This is a genomic window from Paracoccus spongiarum, from assembly GCF_030732095.1.
GTDB lineage: Bacteria > Pseudomonadota > Alphaproteobacteria > Rhodobacterales > Rhodobacteraceae > Paracoccus > Paracoccus spongiarum.
In genome coordinates this window covers 14,517-29,564 of the sequence record NZ_JAVAMQ010000017.1, presented here as the reverse complement: position 1 = coordinate 29,564, position 15,048 = coordinate 14,517, and the positions used below count along the sequence as shown (strand labels likewise).

At 70.6% G+C, this 15,048-nt stretch carries 16 protein-coding genes; 15 read left to right on the top strand and 1 reads right to left on the bottom strand.

The features are described from left to right. Nucleotides 1-34: 34 nt before the first annotated feature. A complete protein-coding gene (locus Q5Y72_RS15465; RefSeq protein ID WP_305964326.1) occupies nucleotides 35-1,351 on the bottom strand; it encodes an MFS transporter in 1,317 nt (438 codons plus the stop codon). 130 nt (nucleotides 1,352-1,481) lie between these two features. Here Q5Y72_RS15465 and Q5Y72_RS15460 point away from each other — a divergent pair, with 130 nt between their 5' ends. The 15 genes from Q5Y72_RS15460 (at nucleotide 1,482) to Q5Y72_RS15390 (ending at nucleotide 15,044) form a co-directional block, all read left to right on the top strand. Then, the gene (locus Q5Y72_RS15460) at nucleotides 1,482-2,267 is read left to right on the top strand and encodes an exodeoxyribonuclease III (protein WP_305964325.1); all 786 of its coding nucleotides are present in this window, start codon (nucleotides 1,482-1,484) and stop codon (nucleotides 2,265-2,267) included. A 122-nt stretch (nucleotides 2,268-2,389) separates the two neighbouring features. Beyond that, nucleotides 2,390-3,298: a tetratricopeptide repeat protein gene (locus tag Q5Y72_RS15455; RefSeq protein ID WP_371930844.1), complete on the top strand. Its 909-nt coding sequence runs from the start codon at nucleotides 2,390-2,392 to the stop codon at nucleotides 3,296-3,298. Then, the gene (locus tag Q5Y72_RS15450) at nucleotides 3,298-3,927 is read left to right on the top strand and encodes an LON peptidase substrate-binding domain-containing protein (protein ID WP_305964323.1); all 630 of its coding nucleotides are present in this window, start codon (nucleotides 3,298-3,300) and stop codon (nucleotides 3,925-3,927) included. The genes Q5Y72_RS15455 and Q5Y72_RS15450 overlap by 1 nt, the downstream gene beginning before the upstream one ends. Continuing rightward, entirely contained in the window at nucleotides 3,924-4,124 is a 201-nt protein-coding gene (locus Q5Y72_RS15445; protein ID WP_305964322.1) for a Trm112 family protein, read from the top strand. Before Q5Y72_RS15450 ends, Q5Y72_RS15445 begins: the two co-directional genes overlap by 4 nt. After that, nucleotides 4,117-4,776 carry a rhomboid family intramembrane serine protease gene (locus tag Q5Y72_RS15440; RefSeq protein WP_305964321.1) on the top strand — a complete coding sequence of 220 codons (660 nt, stop codon included), beginning with the start codon at nucleotides 4,117-4,119 and terminating at the stop codon, nucleotides 4,774-4,776. Before Q5Y72_RS15445 ends, Q5Y72_RS15440 begins: the two co-directional genes overlap by 8 nt. 116 nt (nucleotides 4,777-4,892) lie before the next feature. After that, complete coding sequence (locus Q5Y72_RS15435; protein ID WP_305964320.1) at nucleotides 4,893-5,441, top strand: hypothetical protein; 549 nt, start codon at nucleotides 4,893-4,895, stop codon at nucleotides 5,439-5,441. A gap of 220 nt (nucleotides 5,442-5,661) precedes the next feature. Then, nucleotides 5,662-5,826, top strand: a complete 165-nt coding sequence (locus Q5Y72_RS15430) for a hypothetical protein (protein ID WP_305964319.1) — start codon at nucleotides 5,662-5,664, stop codon at nucleotides 5,824-5,826. Nucleotides 5,827-5,888: 62 nt separating this feature from the next. After that, nucleotides 5,889-6,860, top strand: coding sequence for a hypothetical protein (locus Q5Y72_RS15425; RefSeq protein WP_305964318.1), 972 nt, complete (start codon nucleotides 5,889-5,891; stop codon nucleotides 6,858-6,860). 1 nt (nucleotide 6,861) lies between these two features. After that, nucleotides 6,862-8,154: an HlyD family secretion protein gene (locus Q5Y72_RS15420; protein WP_305964317.1), complete on the top strand. Its 1,293-nt coding sequence runs from the start codon at nucleotides 6,862-6,864 to the stop codon at nucleotides 8,152-8,154. Beyond that, nucleotides 8,151-10,370 carry a peptidase domain-containing ABC transporter gene (locus Q5Y72_RS15415; RefSeq protein ID WP_305964316.1) on the top strand — a complete coding sequence of 740 codons (2,220 nt, stop codon included), beginning with the start codon at nucleotides 8,151-8,153 and terminating at the stop codon, nucleotides 10,368-10,370. Before Q5Y72_RS15420 ends, Q5Y72_RS15415 begins: the two co-directional genes overlap by 4 nt. Continuing rightward, nucleotides 10,273-11,850, top strand: a complete 1,578-nt coding sequence (locus tag Q5Y72_RS15410) for a sensor histidine kinase (protein WP_305964315.1) — start codon at nucleotides 10,273-10,275, stop codon at nucleotides 11,848-11,850. Before Q5Y72_RS15415 ends, Q5Y72_RS15410 begins: the two co-directional genes overlap by 98 nt. Nucleotides 11,851-11,856: 6 nt before the next feature. Then, the gene (locus Q5Y72_RS15405; protein WP_305964314.1) at nucleotides 11,857-12,531 is read left to right on the top strand and encodes a response regulator transcription factor; all 675 of its coding nucleotides are present in this window, start codon (nucleotides 11,857-11,859) and stop codon (nucleotides 12,529-12,531) included. A 28-nt stretch (nucleotides 12,532-12,559) separates the two neighbouring features. Next, nucleotides 12,560-13,276, top strand: a complete 717-nt coding sequence (locus Q5Y72_RS15400) for a 5-oxoprolinase subunit B family protein (protein ID WP_305964313.1) — start codon at nucleotides 12,560-12,562, stop codon at nucleotides 13,274-13,276. Then, on the top strand, nucleotides 13,273-14,289 hold the full coding sequence (locus tag Q5Y72_RS15395; RefSeq protein WP_305964312.1) for a 5-oxoprolinase subunit C family protein: 1,017 nt from the start codon (nucleotides 13,273-13,275) through the stop codon (nucleotides 14,287-14,289). Before Q5Y72_RS15400 ends, Q5Y72_RS15395 begins: the two co-directional genes overlap by 4 nt. Continuing rightward, nucleotides 14,289-15,044, top strand: coding sequence for a LamB/YcsF family protein (locus tag Q5Y72_RS15390; RefSeq protein ID WP_305964311.1), 756 nt, complete (start codon nucleotides 14,289-14,291; stop codon nucleotides 15,042-15,044). Before Q5Y72_RS15395 ends, Q5Y72_RS15390 begins: the two co-directional genes overlap by 1 nt. Nucleotides 15,045-15,048 lie beyond the last annotated feature (4 nt).

The following is a 15,048-nucleotide window of genomic DNA, read 5'->3' as shown; positions in this document are numbered from 1 at the left end:
ATCCCGGCGGCCGGCGCGGCCCGGCGGGACGCTGTCAGCCGATGGCGCGGTCGCGGGTTTCGGCCCGCACCAGCAGCAGCGCCAGCGCCGCCAGCAGCAGCAGCACCGCGAAGACGCCGATGGCGAAACCGAAGCCGCGCGCGAAGGCGATGGCCAGCAGGCTTGGCGCCAGGATGCCGCCAAGCCGCGCCATCGCACTGGCGGTGCCCATGCCGGTGCCGCGCAGATGGGTCGGGTACAGCTCGGGCGTGCAGGCATAAAGCGCGCCCCATGTGCCCAGCAGGGCAAAGCTCATCAGGATCAGCGCGGCGGCGACCGACAGCGTACCGCCCGCCACGGTGAACAGCGCGCAGCCCGCCGCGCTGAGGACCAGGAAGGCCATCAGCGTGGCGCGGCGGCCGATGGCCTCGACGCCCCAGGCGGCCAGCGCATAGCCGGGGATCTGCGCCAGCGCGAGGATCACCAGGAAGCCGTAACCGCGCACGAAGCCGAAGCCCTCGGTCGCCAGTTGCCCCGGCACCCAGACGAAGACCCCGTAATAGGACAGCGAGACCAGGAACCACACCGCCAGCATGGCGAGGGTGCGGCCGCGCAAGAGCGCCGAGAAGATCGAGGTCTCGGCCCCCTCGGGCACCGGCGCCGGCACGAGGACGGCCTCGGGCGGCAGCGCCTCCGCGCGGTTCGCGGCGAGGATCCGGTCAAGGACGGCGCGAGCCTCGGCCTGCCGGCCCTTGCGGACCAGATACATCGGTGATTCCGGCACCCAGATGCGCAGCCCCACCCCGATCAGCGCCGGCAGCGCGGCGATCGCGAAGATCCAGCGCCACGGCGCCGCCGCGCCCTGGCTGGCGGCGATCCATGCGGTCAGCGCGATGACGATGGTGCCCACGGCCCAGAACCCCTCGAGCCAGACCAGCCAGCGGCCGCGGTTCCGCGGCGGCAGGAACTCGGCCATCATCGCGTAATCGACGGGCAGCGTGCCGCCGACCGCCACCCCGGTCAGGAACCGCAGCGCCAGAAGCATGGTGAAATCCTGCGCAAAGACCGAGGCCAGGCCGAACACCGCATCCATCGCCACGGTCAGGATCAGGATGTTGCGCCGCCCGATGCGATCCGCGATGCGCCCGAAGGCGAAGGCGCCGACGAACATGCCCAGGAAGAACAGCGTGCCGATCTGCAGGGCGGTCACGCGCTCGATCCCGAAGCTGGCGGCGACCGAGGGCGCGGCAAAGCCCACCGCGATCACCTGCATCGCGTCGGCCGCCCAGACCAGCCCGAAGATGCCCAGCAGCCGCCACTGGAAACGTCCGCTGCCGCCCCGCGCCAGGGCCTCGTCCACGGTCAACTGCATTTGTGCGCCCCTTCCGCCTGCCTTTCCAGATGCCTAGCCGCCCCGCGGCGGATCACCAAGCGCCGATTGCGGCTGCCGGCTCGACAGCGCCCCGGCCGGCCGCTAGGGTCCGCCCGCAAAGGAGCCCGCCATGTTCACGCTTGCCACCTGGAACATCAATTCGGTCCGCCTGCGCGAGGGTCTGGTGGCCCGGCTGCTGCGCGACGAGGCCCCCGACATCCTGTGCCTTCAGGAATGCAAGTCGCCGGTCGACAAGATCCCTCTGGCGCAGTTCCGCGAGCTTGGCTACGGCCATGTCGTCGCGCGAGGCCAGAAGGGCTACAACGGCGTGGCGATCCTGTCGCGGCTGCCGATCGAGGATGCCGGCGACCGCGACTGGGCGCGGCTGGGCCATGCCCGCCATGTCGCCGCGCGACTGGAAAACGGCGTCACCATCCACAACATCTATGTTCCCGCCGGTGGCGACATTCCCGACCGCGCCGTGAACGAGAAGTTCGCGCAAAAGCTGGATTTCGTCGCCGAGATGCGCGACGTGTTCCACGCCGACCGGCCCGAGCGCGCGATCATGGTCGGCGATTTCAACATCGCCCCGCGCGAGGATGACGTCTGGTCGCACAAGCAGTTGCTGAAGGTCGTCAGCCATACTCCCATCGAGGTGGATCACCTGCTGGCCGCGCAGGAGGCGGGCGGCTGGGTCGACATCACCCGCCAGGACATCCCCGAAGGACAGCTTTACAGCTGGTGGAGCTATCGCGCCCGCGACTGGGACGCGGCCGATCGCGGCCGGCGGCTGGACCATGTCTGGGCCAGCCCCGACATCGCGCAAGCCGGGCATGGCAGCCGGGTGCTGCGCGGGGTGCGCGGCTGGGACCAGCCAAGCGACCATGTGCCGGTCTTCGCCAGCTTCGACCTTTAGACCGTCCTTCGGCGGCGCGGCGATCGACCCTTTCGCTTGCGCCGGCAACGCCCCATATTGCGGGCAACCGCAGTGATACGGCCCGGTCCGTCGGGCCCGAACCAGGTGGATTTGACATGACCATGCTTTTCGAGGGCGCGGGCGACGCGCCACAGACCGCAGACTTCATCCGCGACGTGACCGAGGCCGATTTCATGGCCGAGGTGGTCGAGGCATCGATGACCGTGCCGGTAATCGTCGATTTCTGGGCGCCGTGGTGCGGCCCGTGCAAGACGCTCGGGCCGCAGCTCGAAGCCGAGGTCGGCCGCCACAAGGGCCGGGTGCGGATGGCCAAGGTGAATGTGGACGAGAACCAGATGATCGCCGGGCAGCTGCGCGTGCAGTCGATCCCGACGGTCTACGCCTTCTTCCAGGGCCGCCCGGTCGATGCCTTCCAGGGCGCGCTGCCGCAAAGCCAGATCCGCCAGTTCGTCGACAAGCTGGTGGCGTTGGGCGGCGATGATGGCGGGCTGGCCGACGCGCTGGCCGCCGCCGAGGCCATGCTGGAGGAAGGCGCGCTCGAGGACGCTGTCGAGACCTTCGGCGCGATCATCGGCGAAGAGCCCGAGAACCCCGAGGCCTGGGCCGGGCTGGTGCGCGCCCGGCTGGCCCTTGGCGATCACGCCGCGGCCGGGACCGCGCTGGAGCAGGTGCCGCCGGCGATTTCCGGGGCCGCCCCCCTCGAGGCTGCCCGCGCGCAGCTGAATCTTGCCCGGCAGGCCGCCAGCGCCGGCCCCCTGGCCGATCTTCAGGCCCGCGTCGAGGCCGATCCCGCCGACCAGCAGGCCCGACTTGAACTGGCGCAGGCCCTGCACGCGGCGGGCCGGGTCGAGGACGCCATCGACGTGCTGCTGGACAGCTTCCGCCGCGACCGCGACTGGAACGAGGGCGCCGCCAAGGCCCAGCTTCTGACCATCTTCGACAGCCTCAAGCCGACCGATCCGGTCGGCCAGAAGGGCCGCCGCCGGCTGTCGTCGCTGATCTTCGCCTGATGGGGCCGCGCTTCGACCTGCCCGCGCGCATCGCGCTGTTCCCCCTTGAGGGCGCAGTGCTGATGCCGCGCGCCCGGCTGCCCCTGCACATCTTCGAGCCGCGCTACCTGCAGATGCTCGAGGACACGCTGAAGACCGATCACCGGCTGATCGGGATGATCCAGCCCGAGGGCGATGGGCTTGCCGCCATCGGCACCGCCGGCCGCGTCGTGGCCTTTTCCGAAACCGATGACGGGCGCATGATGCTGTCCTTGCGCGCGGTGTCGCGGTTCCGGCTGGGCGAGACGCAGGAAGGCTTTGCGCCCTATGTGCAGGGCGTCGTCGACTGGTCGTCCTTCGGGCGCGACCTGCAGGGCAGCGAACAGGATGCGGGGCTGGACCGCGATGCCCTGTTCGGCCTGTTGCGCCGCTACATGGACGCGCACGAGCTGTCGACCGACTGGGACGCCGCCGCGCGATCCGAAGATGAGGCGCTGATCAACTCGCTGTCGATGATGCTGCCCTTCTCGGCCGCAGACAAGCAGGCCCTGCTGGAATCGCCCTCGCTGTCGGACCGGCGCGAATTGCTGATGGGGCTGATCGAATTCGCGCTGCATGGCGGCGACGACCACGAGGAGCGGCTGCAATGACCGATGCCCCGCCATCGCCCGGCTTCGACCGCCACATGCTCGAGGCGCTGGTCTGCCCGGTGACGCAGACCACGCTGCATTACGACGCCGACCGGCAGGAGCTGGTCTCGAAGGCGGCGGGACTGGCCTTCCCGATCCGGTCGGGCATTCCGATCATGCTGATCGACGAGGCACGCCAGATCCGCGCGGATGACTGATCTTCCGCGCGTGACACGACCCGCCCCTCCGGCGCCGCGACCCGCGCCGCAACTGCCGCGCTGGGTGGTGGCCGTGATCGCGCTGTGCTGCCTGATCGAGCTGGGGTTGCAGCTGGCGGCGCTGGCGGGCCATCCGGCCGCGCGCCCGGCCAGCCTGATGCTGGCGGGCTTCTGGAGCGAACTTCTGCAGGGCGGCGCGCCGCTGTATCCCGGCCAGCCCGCACTGATGTTCCTCAGCTATGGGCTGCTGCATGCTGGGCTGCTGCACCTGGCGATGAACATGCTGTCGCTGGCCGTCGTCGCGCGCGAACTGTTCCGGCTGATGGGCGCCGCGACGATGGCCGGGATCTATCTGGCAAGCCAGATTGCGGCGGCGGCGCTGTTCGCGGTGATGCGGCCCGCCGCGGGCCCGATGATCGGAGCCTCGGGCGCGGTGTTCGGCATTGCCGCCGCGCTGGTCGCGCAGGCCGCGGTGATCGGCCATCGCCGGCGGCGGCCGATGGGGCGGATGTGGCGCAGCGTCGCGCTGATCCTGGCGCTGAACGTGGCGCTGACGCTGGCGATGCCCGCGATCGCCTGGCAGGCGCATCTGGGCGGCGCCGTCGCGGGCGCGCTGCTGGGCGGGGCGCTGGCGCTGCTCGGCCGCCGCTGAGCCAGCCTGCGCCCGATGCGCGGCCGGGCGCCGGTTGACCGCAAGGTGAGGTGACACGGCCCGGTGGCCCGCTATCCTTCTGGCGCGAAGGCTATTGCGCGAAGAGGTGATTTCACATGACCGATGACCAGTTGACCGGCCGCCGCGCCGGAAGTCCGGGCCTTGCCGCCGCGTTGATCGGCGCGATTGCCTGCCTTGCGTGCCTGCCCGCCGCCGCACAGGAGGTTCCGACCGCCCGGCAGATCTGGCGGCACCTGCCGCAGATGGCAGGCCCGCCGCAGGAAGCCACCATTCCGCAGGCAAAGCCCGCGCCGCGCCCCGCCGCGACCGCCGCCGCCCCGGCGGCGGCCCGGACGACTGCCCCGCCGGCTGATCGCGACCTGTCGCAGGCGCGGGTGGTGATTCATCATCCGGCGCAATCCGGGCCAAAGGCCTCGCGCGATCTGGCCCGGCGCCTGCGCGCGGCCGGCGCCGGCGAGGTCGAGATCCGCGAGGTCGGCTTTGCCATCGGCCGGCGCGACATCCGCTATTTCCACGCCTCGGACCGCGCCCTGTCCCGGCAGCTTGACCGGCTGATCGGATTGCGCCGAAACGCCGCCGTGTCGGATTTCACCCATTTCCGGCCGCTGCCGCGCAACGGCACGGTCGAGGTCTGGCTGCCCTGAGCGGCGCCCGAATCGCCTCCCACGCCGGTGCCGTGGCGCAGCGCCCCCTTGCTGAAAAGGGGCCATCCCGGCGCCCGAGGTTAACCTTTTCGAAGAGCAGGATTAGAATTCTCGAAGAAACCCCCGGCTTCGGGCCGGGTCGGTTGGCGCGTCGCGCCGCGGCTGCTTTTCTGGTCGGGCAAGGCAGGTTCGCCTGCATCAACCCGAAAGGAGCAACCACATGCGTGACCTCAACGAACTGGAACTCGAGCAAGTCTATGGCGCCGGTGGCCGGGGCCGCAATCGCCGGCTGCGGCGCAAGGCGCGTCGCCGCAACGGCAGCAACAGCGGCGGCAACAGCAACGGCAACAGCGGCGGCAACAGCCGCAACACCAGCAACAGCTGATGCCGGTGGCCCCCTTGCCCCGAAGCCCGCACGGGCTTCGGGGCAGTTCGCCGCGAGGTTCCATGCCCTTCGAATTCGCCCCATCCCCCGACCCTGACCGCAACCGCGACCCCGCCATCCCCGGCCCGCAGGACGAGCTGTGGCTGATGGGCCAGCCGCCCTTGCAGGACTTCCTGGACGTGGTGCGCCGCGATTTCCGCGACATGGCCGGCAAGGGCCCGCGCCGCGACCAGATCATCGCCCGCTGGCGGCAGGCCAACGACCACCTGGCCGATCTCGAGGACAGCGAGGCCGGGCTTGCCGACAGGATCCGCTGCCGCAAGCTGCCGAAGGCGATGCGGCCGCTGGCCGAGGAACTGCAGGCGCAGGGCTTCTATCGCGAGACCTTCGACCGGGTGCCGACAACCATCGAGATGGTCGAGCTGGACCGGATCGTCGTCAGCCAGCGGCATGTGACGCTGCCCTTCGTGCAGGGGCTGGCCGCGCGCGCGCAGGCCGGGATGCCGCCCGCCGATCTGTTCCGGTTCTGCCAGCCTCTGGAACGCCGGGATGCGCGGGTGGAATGGCGCCGGCTGGGCCGCGACCGCTTTGCCTTCCTGTCGGATTCCAACGACCTGCGCTTTCACGAGACGACCCTGCTGCGGCCCGGTCAGGTCGGCGATCTGCAACCGTCCGGCCCGATCGCGGGGGTCGTCGGCGCGATCGTCGGGCTGGGCTCGAATTTCCTCAGCGGCATCCGCTGGGGCAAGCGGGTCGTCTTGCACAACGGCTATCACCGGGCCACCGCGCTGCGGATGGCGGGCATCACCCATGCACCCGTCATCATCCAGACCGTCAGCCGCCGCGACGAGCTGGAGGCCGTCGCGGCCGAACCGGTGATCGAGGACCCGGCCTTCTATTACCGCGCCATGCGCCCGCCGCTGCTGAAGGATTTCTTCGACGACCGGCTGGCCACGGTGTTGTCGCTGCGACGCCGGCGCAAGATGGTCGAGGTCAGCGTCACCGTGACCGAGACCTACGTCGAAGACCTTTAGGATGCGCGACGACGCGGCCCCCCTGTTCCGCCCCGAGGCGCTGGCCGAGCAGCAGGACCGCTGGCTGGGATCGGTGCTGCTGGTGCCGCGCGTCTCGCACTCGCTGCTGACGGTCTGCGCTGCTGCCATCGTGGCCGGGGTGGTCGCGCTGATCGCGTTCGGGGAATACACCCGAAAGGTGCGGCTGTCGGGCTGGCTGGCGCCGCAACAGGGGCTGCTGCAGGTGGTCGCGCCGCAATCGGGCGTGCTGGCGCAGGTTCCCGTGCAGGAAGGCCAGCAGGTCGCCGAGGGCGCGGTGCTGGCGCTGCTGTCGGGCGAACGCAGCAGCGGCGCCTTTGGCGAGACCGGGCAGGAGGTGCTGCGGGCGCTGCGGACGCGGCGCGACAGCCTTGCCGCCGAACGTGACAGCCATCGCGCGCTTTTTGCGCGGCAGGCCGAATCGCAGCAGGCCCGGCTGACCGTGATCGCCGCCGAGGCCGACAGCCTCGACGCCGAATTCGCGCTGCAACGCGACCGCGTGGCACTGGCCGAGGCGGCGGCGGAAAGGCTGCGCGGGCTCGGCGAACGGGGCCTTGCCACGCGCGACGACCTGCACCGCGCCGAAGAGGCCGCCTTCGACCAGGCGCTGGCCCTGCAGGCGCTGGAGCGCACCCGCGCCACCGTCAACCGCAGCCGGGTGGAACTGCAGGCCGAAATCGCCGAGCGGCCGCTGCGCGAACAGCTGCAACTGGCCGAGATCGACCGCGCCATCGCCCAGATCGACCAGGAGCTTGCCGAGGCCGAGGCCGCCCGCGAAACCGTCGTGACCGCGCCGCGCGCCGGCACCGTCACCGCCCTGCGCGCGACGCCTGGCGATGCCATCTCGGCCGCGGCACCGCTGCTGACGCTGATCCCGGCGGGTGCCGGGATGCAGGCGCGGCTTTACGGCCCCAGCCGCGATATCGGCTTTGTCGAGCCGGGCCAGCGTGTGCTGATCCGCTATGACGCCTATCCGCACCAGAAGTTCGGCCAATACGAGGGCGTGGTGCGCAGCGTCTCGCGCGCAACGGTCGGCGCGGGCGAACTGGCCGAGGCGGCGGCCGCGACCGAACCGCTGGCGGCGCTTGGTGGCTCGGGGCAGCCGGTATACCGGATCACCGTCGATCTGGCGGCGCAGACAGCGACCGCCTATGGCCGCCCCGCCGCGCTGCAACCCGGCATGACACTGCAGGCCGACATCCAGATCGACCGGCGGCGGCTGTGGGAATGGGTTCTGGACCCGCTGTATTCCCTGCGGGGGGGCAACCCGGCATGAGCGTGACGGCGGGGCTGCAATTCGGCTGGCGGCGCAGGCTGCCGATGATCCTGCAATCCGAGGCGGCCGAATGCGGGCTGGCCTCGCTGGCGATGATCGCGGGCTATCACCGCCGCGCCACCGATCCGGCCGAGTTGCGCCGGCGCTTCGGCTTTTCGCTGAAGGGCGCGACGCTGAAGGACGTGATCTCGGTCGCCGACCACATCGGCCTTGCCTCGCGCCCCCTGCGGCTGGACCTGGACGAGGTGCACCTGCTGCGCACCCCGGCGATCCTGCATTGGGACCTGAACCATTTCGTCGTGCTGAAATCGGTCAGCCGCAGCGGCATCGTGATCCACGACCCCGCCGACGGCCTGCGCCGGCTGCCCTTCGACCAGGTGTCGCGCCATTTCACCGGGGTCGCGCTGGAGCTGACGCCTACCGGCGGGTTCGAGCCCGCCGAGGCACCGCCCCGCATCCGCCTGCGCGCCCTCCTGGGCCACATCACCGGCCTGCGCCGCGCGCTGGGGCACCTGCTGCTGCTGGCGCTGGCGATCGAGGTGTTCGCGCTGCTCGCCCCGCTGTTTCTCAGCCTGACGATCGACAACGCCATTGTCTCGGCCGACCGAAGCCTGCTGGCCACGCTGGCGATCGCCTTCGGCCTGCTGCTGATGGTGCAGACCGGCGTCACGGCGCTGCGCGGCTGGCTGATGATCACGCTTGGCGCCTCGCTGAAGGTGCAGGCGCGCGCCAATCTGTTCAGCCATCTGCTGAACCTGCCCGCCAGCTATTTCGAGACCCGCCATGTCGCGGACGTGATGTCGCGCTTCGATTCGCAGGACACCATCCTGCAGACGCTGACGCGCGATCTGGTGGTGGCGATCCTCGACGGGATGATGTGCGTGCTGACACTGATCCTGATGTTCGTACTGGCGCCCCTGCTGGCGCTGATCGCGCTGGGCGGCGCGATGCTGTACGGGCTGCTGCGCTGGGCGTCCTACGCGCCGCTGCGCCGGGCCTCGGCCGAGGCGATCATCTGGGAGGCGCGCGGCGACAGCCATTTCCTCGAGAGCCTGCGCGGCATGAAGGCGATCAAGCTGATGGGCGGCCAGCAGGATCGCCGCGCCCGCTGGCTGAACCTGCTGGTCGAGACGGTCAACCGGCAGCTGGTGACGCAGCGGCTGAACCTGCTGTTCAAGACCGCCAACATGCTGCTGCTGGGGGTGCTGACCATCGGCATCGTCTATCTGGCCGCGCGGATGGTCCTGACCAACAGCTTCTCGGTGGGTCTGCTGGTGGCGTTCCTCGCCTACAAGGACCTGTTCCTGCGCCGGGTCAGCGGACTAATCGACATGCTGGTGGAACTGCGGATGCTGGGCCTTCACGCCGAGCGGCTGGCCGACATCGCGCTGACCCGGCCCGAGCCGCGCAGCGATCCGCGCCCGGCCGGCCCGATCACGCCGGTGGGCATCGAGTTGCGCGACGTGTCGTTCCGCTACAGCACCAACGATCCGCTGATCCTGCGCAACATCAGCCTGCGCATCGAGCCGGGCGAATGGGTGTCGCTTGCCGGCCCCTCTGGCTGCGGCAAGACCACCCTGCTGAAGCTGATGGCCGGCCTGCTGGAGCCCAGCGGGGGCAGCATCCTCGTCGATGGCGAACCGATGGCGCGGCTTGGCCCCGACCGCTGGCGCAGCATGATCGGCGTGGTGATGCAGGACGATACGCTGTTCGCAGGCTCGATCGCCGACAATATCGCCTTCTTTGCCGCCAATCCCGATCCTGACCGGATCGAGGACTGCGCCACGCTGGCGGCGGTGCATGACGACATCACGGCGATGCCGATGGGCTATGGCACGCTGATCGGCGACATGGGCACGGTCTTGTCGGGCGGGCAGAAACAGCGCATCCTGCTGGCCCGCGCCATCTACCGGTCGCCGGGACTGCTGCTTCTGGACGAGGCCACCAGCCATCTGGACGTGGCGCGCGAATCCGCGGTGAACGCCGCCCTTGCCCGTCTGGCGCCGACGCGCATCGTGGTCGCCCACCGCCCCGAGACGATCCGCGCCTCGCGCCGGGTCATCACCTTCGCCGATGGACGGATCGCGTCGGATCGGCAACAGACGCAGGACCAGTCCGATGACGATCCGCCTGAAGATCCTCAGCTTTCAGGTCGTGGTGACGGCCATGCTGCTCAGCGTGGCGGCGGTGACATGGTATTATCTCGACAGGATTGACTATTATGTGGACCGCAACCGGCTGGCCGGGCAACAGCTGGACAGCGTGATCCGCATGTCGGCGGCGATGAACCGCTATTCCGAGAACGTGGCCGAACTGCTTCTGCTGGGCCGGACGGAACTTGATGATTTCAACGAGGCGCGCAGCAGTCTCGAGGAAAGCCTCGGCCGGCTCGAGGATCTGATCGGCGACGAGCTGGCGATCACCACCCTGCCCGCCGACCGCGCCGAGGAAGAGGCCGAACTGGCCCGCGTGACCGACATGCGGACGCTCTACGAGGATATCGACATGCGCACGCAGCGGCTGTTGCTGCTGCGCGACCAGGGGCGGCTGGACGAGGCCATCCAGATCTTCCGTGAAGAGATCGAGGAAAGCCTGGATACCGCCCTCGAGGCGCATATCAACGCCGCGATCACGGACGAGGAGGCCGAGCTGGAGCGTTACCAGTTCGAGACCAATCGGCTTGAACGCGACCTGGAATGGATCATCAGCATCGTCACCGCGGCGGCCTTCGCCATCTCGGCCATCGGGGCGCTGCTGCTGGCGCGGTCGCTGACCCGGCCCATCGCGGCGCTGGAAACGGCCACGCGCGAGATCGCCGACGGAAACCTTGCCCACCGCATCGACTATCGCGGCGGCGATGAATTCGCCCACCTCGCCGCCCAGATCGACAACGCCGCCTCGCGCCTCGAGGTGCAGCGCCGCGCCCTGCTGGAGGTGCAGTCGGGCCTCGAGACCGAGGTGACGCGCCGCACCGCGCAGCTGGAAGAGGCCAACGCCCGGCTGCAGAAGCTGGACCACATGCGGATGCTGTTCCTTGCCGATATCGGGCATGAGCTGCGCACGCCGCTGACCGTGCTGCGCGGCGAGGCGGAAATCGCGCTGCGCGGCGGCAGCCGCACGGTCGAGGAGCATCGCGAGACGCTGGACCGGATCGTCCAGCTGTGCCAGCAGATGACCCGGCTGGTCGAGGACCTGCTGTTTCTCGCCCGCGCCGAAGTGGATGCGATCCGCTTCGACATGCAGCCGCTGGACCTGCAGGACGTGGTCGAGATCGCGCTGTCGGACGCCGCCGTACTGGCCGAGGCGAACGGGGTCGGCATCGCGACATCGCTGCCCGCCGACGCATGCCGCATCGAGGGCGATGCCGGCCGTCTGGCGCAGGCGATGCTGATCGTGCTGGACAACGCCATCAAGTATGCCGATCCGGGCTCGACCATCCGCGTGGACCTGTCGTGCGCCGATGGCATGGCGCAGTTCGCGGCCTCCAACGACGGTCCCGAGATCCCGGCGGCCGAGCTGCCCTTCGTCTTCAGCCGCTTCTATCGCGCCCGCCAGCCGGCGCAGGCGAACCAGTCGGGCACCGGGCTGGGCCTGTCGATCGCGAAATGGATCGTCGAGGGGCATCGCGGCAGCATCGCGATCGCCAGCGCCGATCACCGGACCGAATTGCGCATCCTTCTGCCGCTGCTATCCTGAGGCATCATGGCCAAGATCCTGCTTGTCGAGGACGACCCCCGTATCGCCAGCTTCGTCAATCGCGGATTGCGCGCCGAGGGGCATATGCTGGACATCGCCGGCGACGGCCAAGGCGCCCTCGCGATGATGCGCAGCGCGGAGTACCCCCTGGTCATCCTTGACAGGATGCTGCCCGATTTCGACGGCGTGACCATCTGCCGCCAGATGCGCAGCGAGAACATCACCGCGCGGGTTCTGATGCTGACCGCCAAGGACGCGCTGGCCGACAAGATCGAGGGCCTGAACGCGGGTGCCGACGATTACCTGACCAAGCCCTTCTCCTTCGACGAGCTGGTGGCCCGCGTCGAGGCGCTGCTGCGCCGCGCGCCCGACATGCGCTATGATCCGGTGCTGCAGGTCGCCGACCTGATGCTGGACCCGACGACCCGGCAGGTGACCCGCGCGGGCCGCGCCATCGACCTGACGCCGAAGGAATTCGGACTGCTGCGCTACATGATGGAACACAGCGGCGCGGTGCTCAGCCGGACCCAGCTTCTGAACAACAACTGGGGCTACGGCTTCGATCCCGGCTCGAAGGTGGTCGATGTCTACATCCGCTACCTGCGCGCCAAGATCGATGCCGAGGACGAGGCGCCGCTGATCCACACCGTGCGCGGCGCGGGCTATCGCCTTTGCGCCTGACGCGCCCCCCGGCCCGGTTGCACCCGCCGTGCTTCCCGCCGGCGAGGACGCGCTGCTGGTGCGTTTTGCGCTGCGGGCCGATCCCGTGGCGATGCAGGCCGCGGCCCGCCTTGCCCGCCGGCTCGAGGCGCGTCCCCCGCCCGGCGTGGTCGAGATCGTCCCGGCCCTGGTGTCGGTGCTGCTGCGCTTCGATCCGGCGCGAACCGGGCGGTGCGAACTGGCTGCGACGGCCCTCACGCTTGCCGAAGGTTGCGCCGGGGCGGGCGGCGACGACGCCGATCCGGCGCGCAGATGGACCATCCCGCTGGCCTTCGGCGGCGAGAACGGCCCGCAGCTGGCCGAGGTCGCCCGCATGGCCGGCCTGTCGCAGGAGGCGGCGATTCGCCAGATCTGCGCGCCCGGCCTGCGCGTGCTGGCGATCGGCTTTGCGCCCGGCCAGCCCTATATTGGCCTGCTGCCCCCGTCCTGGGACCTGCCGCGCATGGCGGCGCTGAACCCCTCGGTGCCGGCCGGCGCGGTCGTCGTGGCGGTGCGCCAGATCGTGATCTTCGGGACCGCATCGGCGACCGGCTGGCGGCAGGTGGCGCGCGGCGCGTTCCGCAGCTTTCAGCCAGGACGCGAGCCGCCGATGCCGCTGCGGGCGGGCGACGGGATCCGCCTTGCCCCCGCAGCCCCCGCCGAGATCGAGGCGCTGGCCAAGGGCCCTGACGGGCTGGGCGGCGCGCGGCTCGAGGTGCTGCGATGACCGTCCTTGAGGTCTTGCGCGCCGATGGCCTGCTGAGCGTTCAGGACATGGGGCGTCCCGGCCATCTGGCGCAGGGGCTGTCGCGCGGCGGGGCGATGGACCGGCTTGCGCTGATCGAGGCGGCGGCGCTTCTGGGGGCGCCCGATGTGCTGGCGGGGATCGAGATGGCGGCGGCCGGCGGGATGTTCGCGGTCAGCCGGCCGACGCGCATCGCGCTGACCGGGGCGCCGATGGCGGCGACGCTGGACGGCGCGCCGCTGCGATGGCACGCGACGCATCCCGTCCAGCCCGGCCAGAGCCTGCGGATCGGCGGCGTGCAGGCCGGGCTGCATGGCTATCTGACGCCGGCGGGTGGGCTTGCGACGCCCTGCTGGCTGGGCAGCCGCGCCGCGCATCTGGCCATCGGCATCGGTGCGGCGCTGGCGGCCGGCGACCGGCTGGATTGCGGCGACGATCCCGCGCCCGACGCACCGGCCCGCGTCATCGACCCGGTCGCGCGCTTCGCAGGCGGGCGGGTGCGCGTGGTGGACGGCCCGCAGACCGGCCTGTTCGACCAGGCCGTGCTGGCGCGCTTTTACGCCACCGGTTTCACGCGGGCGCCGCGCGGCAACCGGCAGGGCGTTCAGCTGCAGGCCGAGGCGCGCTTTGCCTCGGACCACGCCGCCGGGCTTGCCTCGGACGTGATCGGGCCGGGCGATCTGCAGATGACCGGCGACGGCGTGCCGGTCGTGCTGATGGCCGAATGCCAGACGATGGGGGGCTATCCGCGCATCGGCCGGGTGACCGCCGCCGACCTGCCCATCGTCGCGCAGGCGGCGCCGGGCGTCACGCTGCGCTTCTGCCGGATCTCGCAGGACGCCGCCGATGCGCTGCGCCGGGACGATGCCACGCTGCTGCGCGAGGCGGCCGGCCGCTGCCGCAACCTGATCCGCGCCCCCTCGACGATCCCCGACCTGCTGTCCTATCAGCTGGTCGGTGGGGTCACGGCGGGCCGCGAGCTGGAGGAGGGCTGATGCAGGTCGATCTGAACGCGGATCTGGGCGAGGGCTTCGGTCCCTGGCCGATGGGCGATGACAAGGCGATGCTGGACATCGTCACCTCGGCCAACATCGCCTGCGGCTTCCATGCCGGCGACCCCGAGGTGATGGCCCGGACCATGCGCGGCGCGCTCGCGCGCGGGGTCGGCATCGGCGCGCATCCCGGCTTTGCCGACCTGCAGGGCTTCGGCCGCCGGCGGCTGGCGCTTTCGGCGGATGAGCTGGGCAATCTGGTCGCCTATCAGCTGGGCGCGGCGCAGGGCATGGCCCGGTCGGTGGGCGGGCGCGTCGCCCATCTCAAGCTGCATGGCGCGCTGTCGAACATGGCCACGGACGAGGCCGACATCGCCCGCGCCTGCTTTCAGGCCGCGCTGCGCGTCGATCCCGACCTGATCCTGGTCGTGCTGGCCGGCACGCGGATGCAGGCCGTCGCAGCCGAACTGGGCGCCCGTCACGCCTGCGAGATTTTCGCCGATCGCGCCTATCGCGACGACGGCGGGCTGGTTGATCGCCGCCAGCCCGGCGCGGTGATGCACGACCCGGCCGAGGCCGGGCGGCGCATCGTCGCGATGCTGCGCGCGGGCGCGATCCTGACCGCCAGCGGCAAACGGCTGCCCTGCCGGATCGACACGGTCTGCGTGCATGGCGACAGCGGCGAGGCCGTGGCGATGGCCGGCGCGGTCCGCGCGGCGCTGGAGGCTGCCGGGATCGGCCTGGCAACCCTGGCCTGATCCC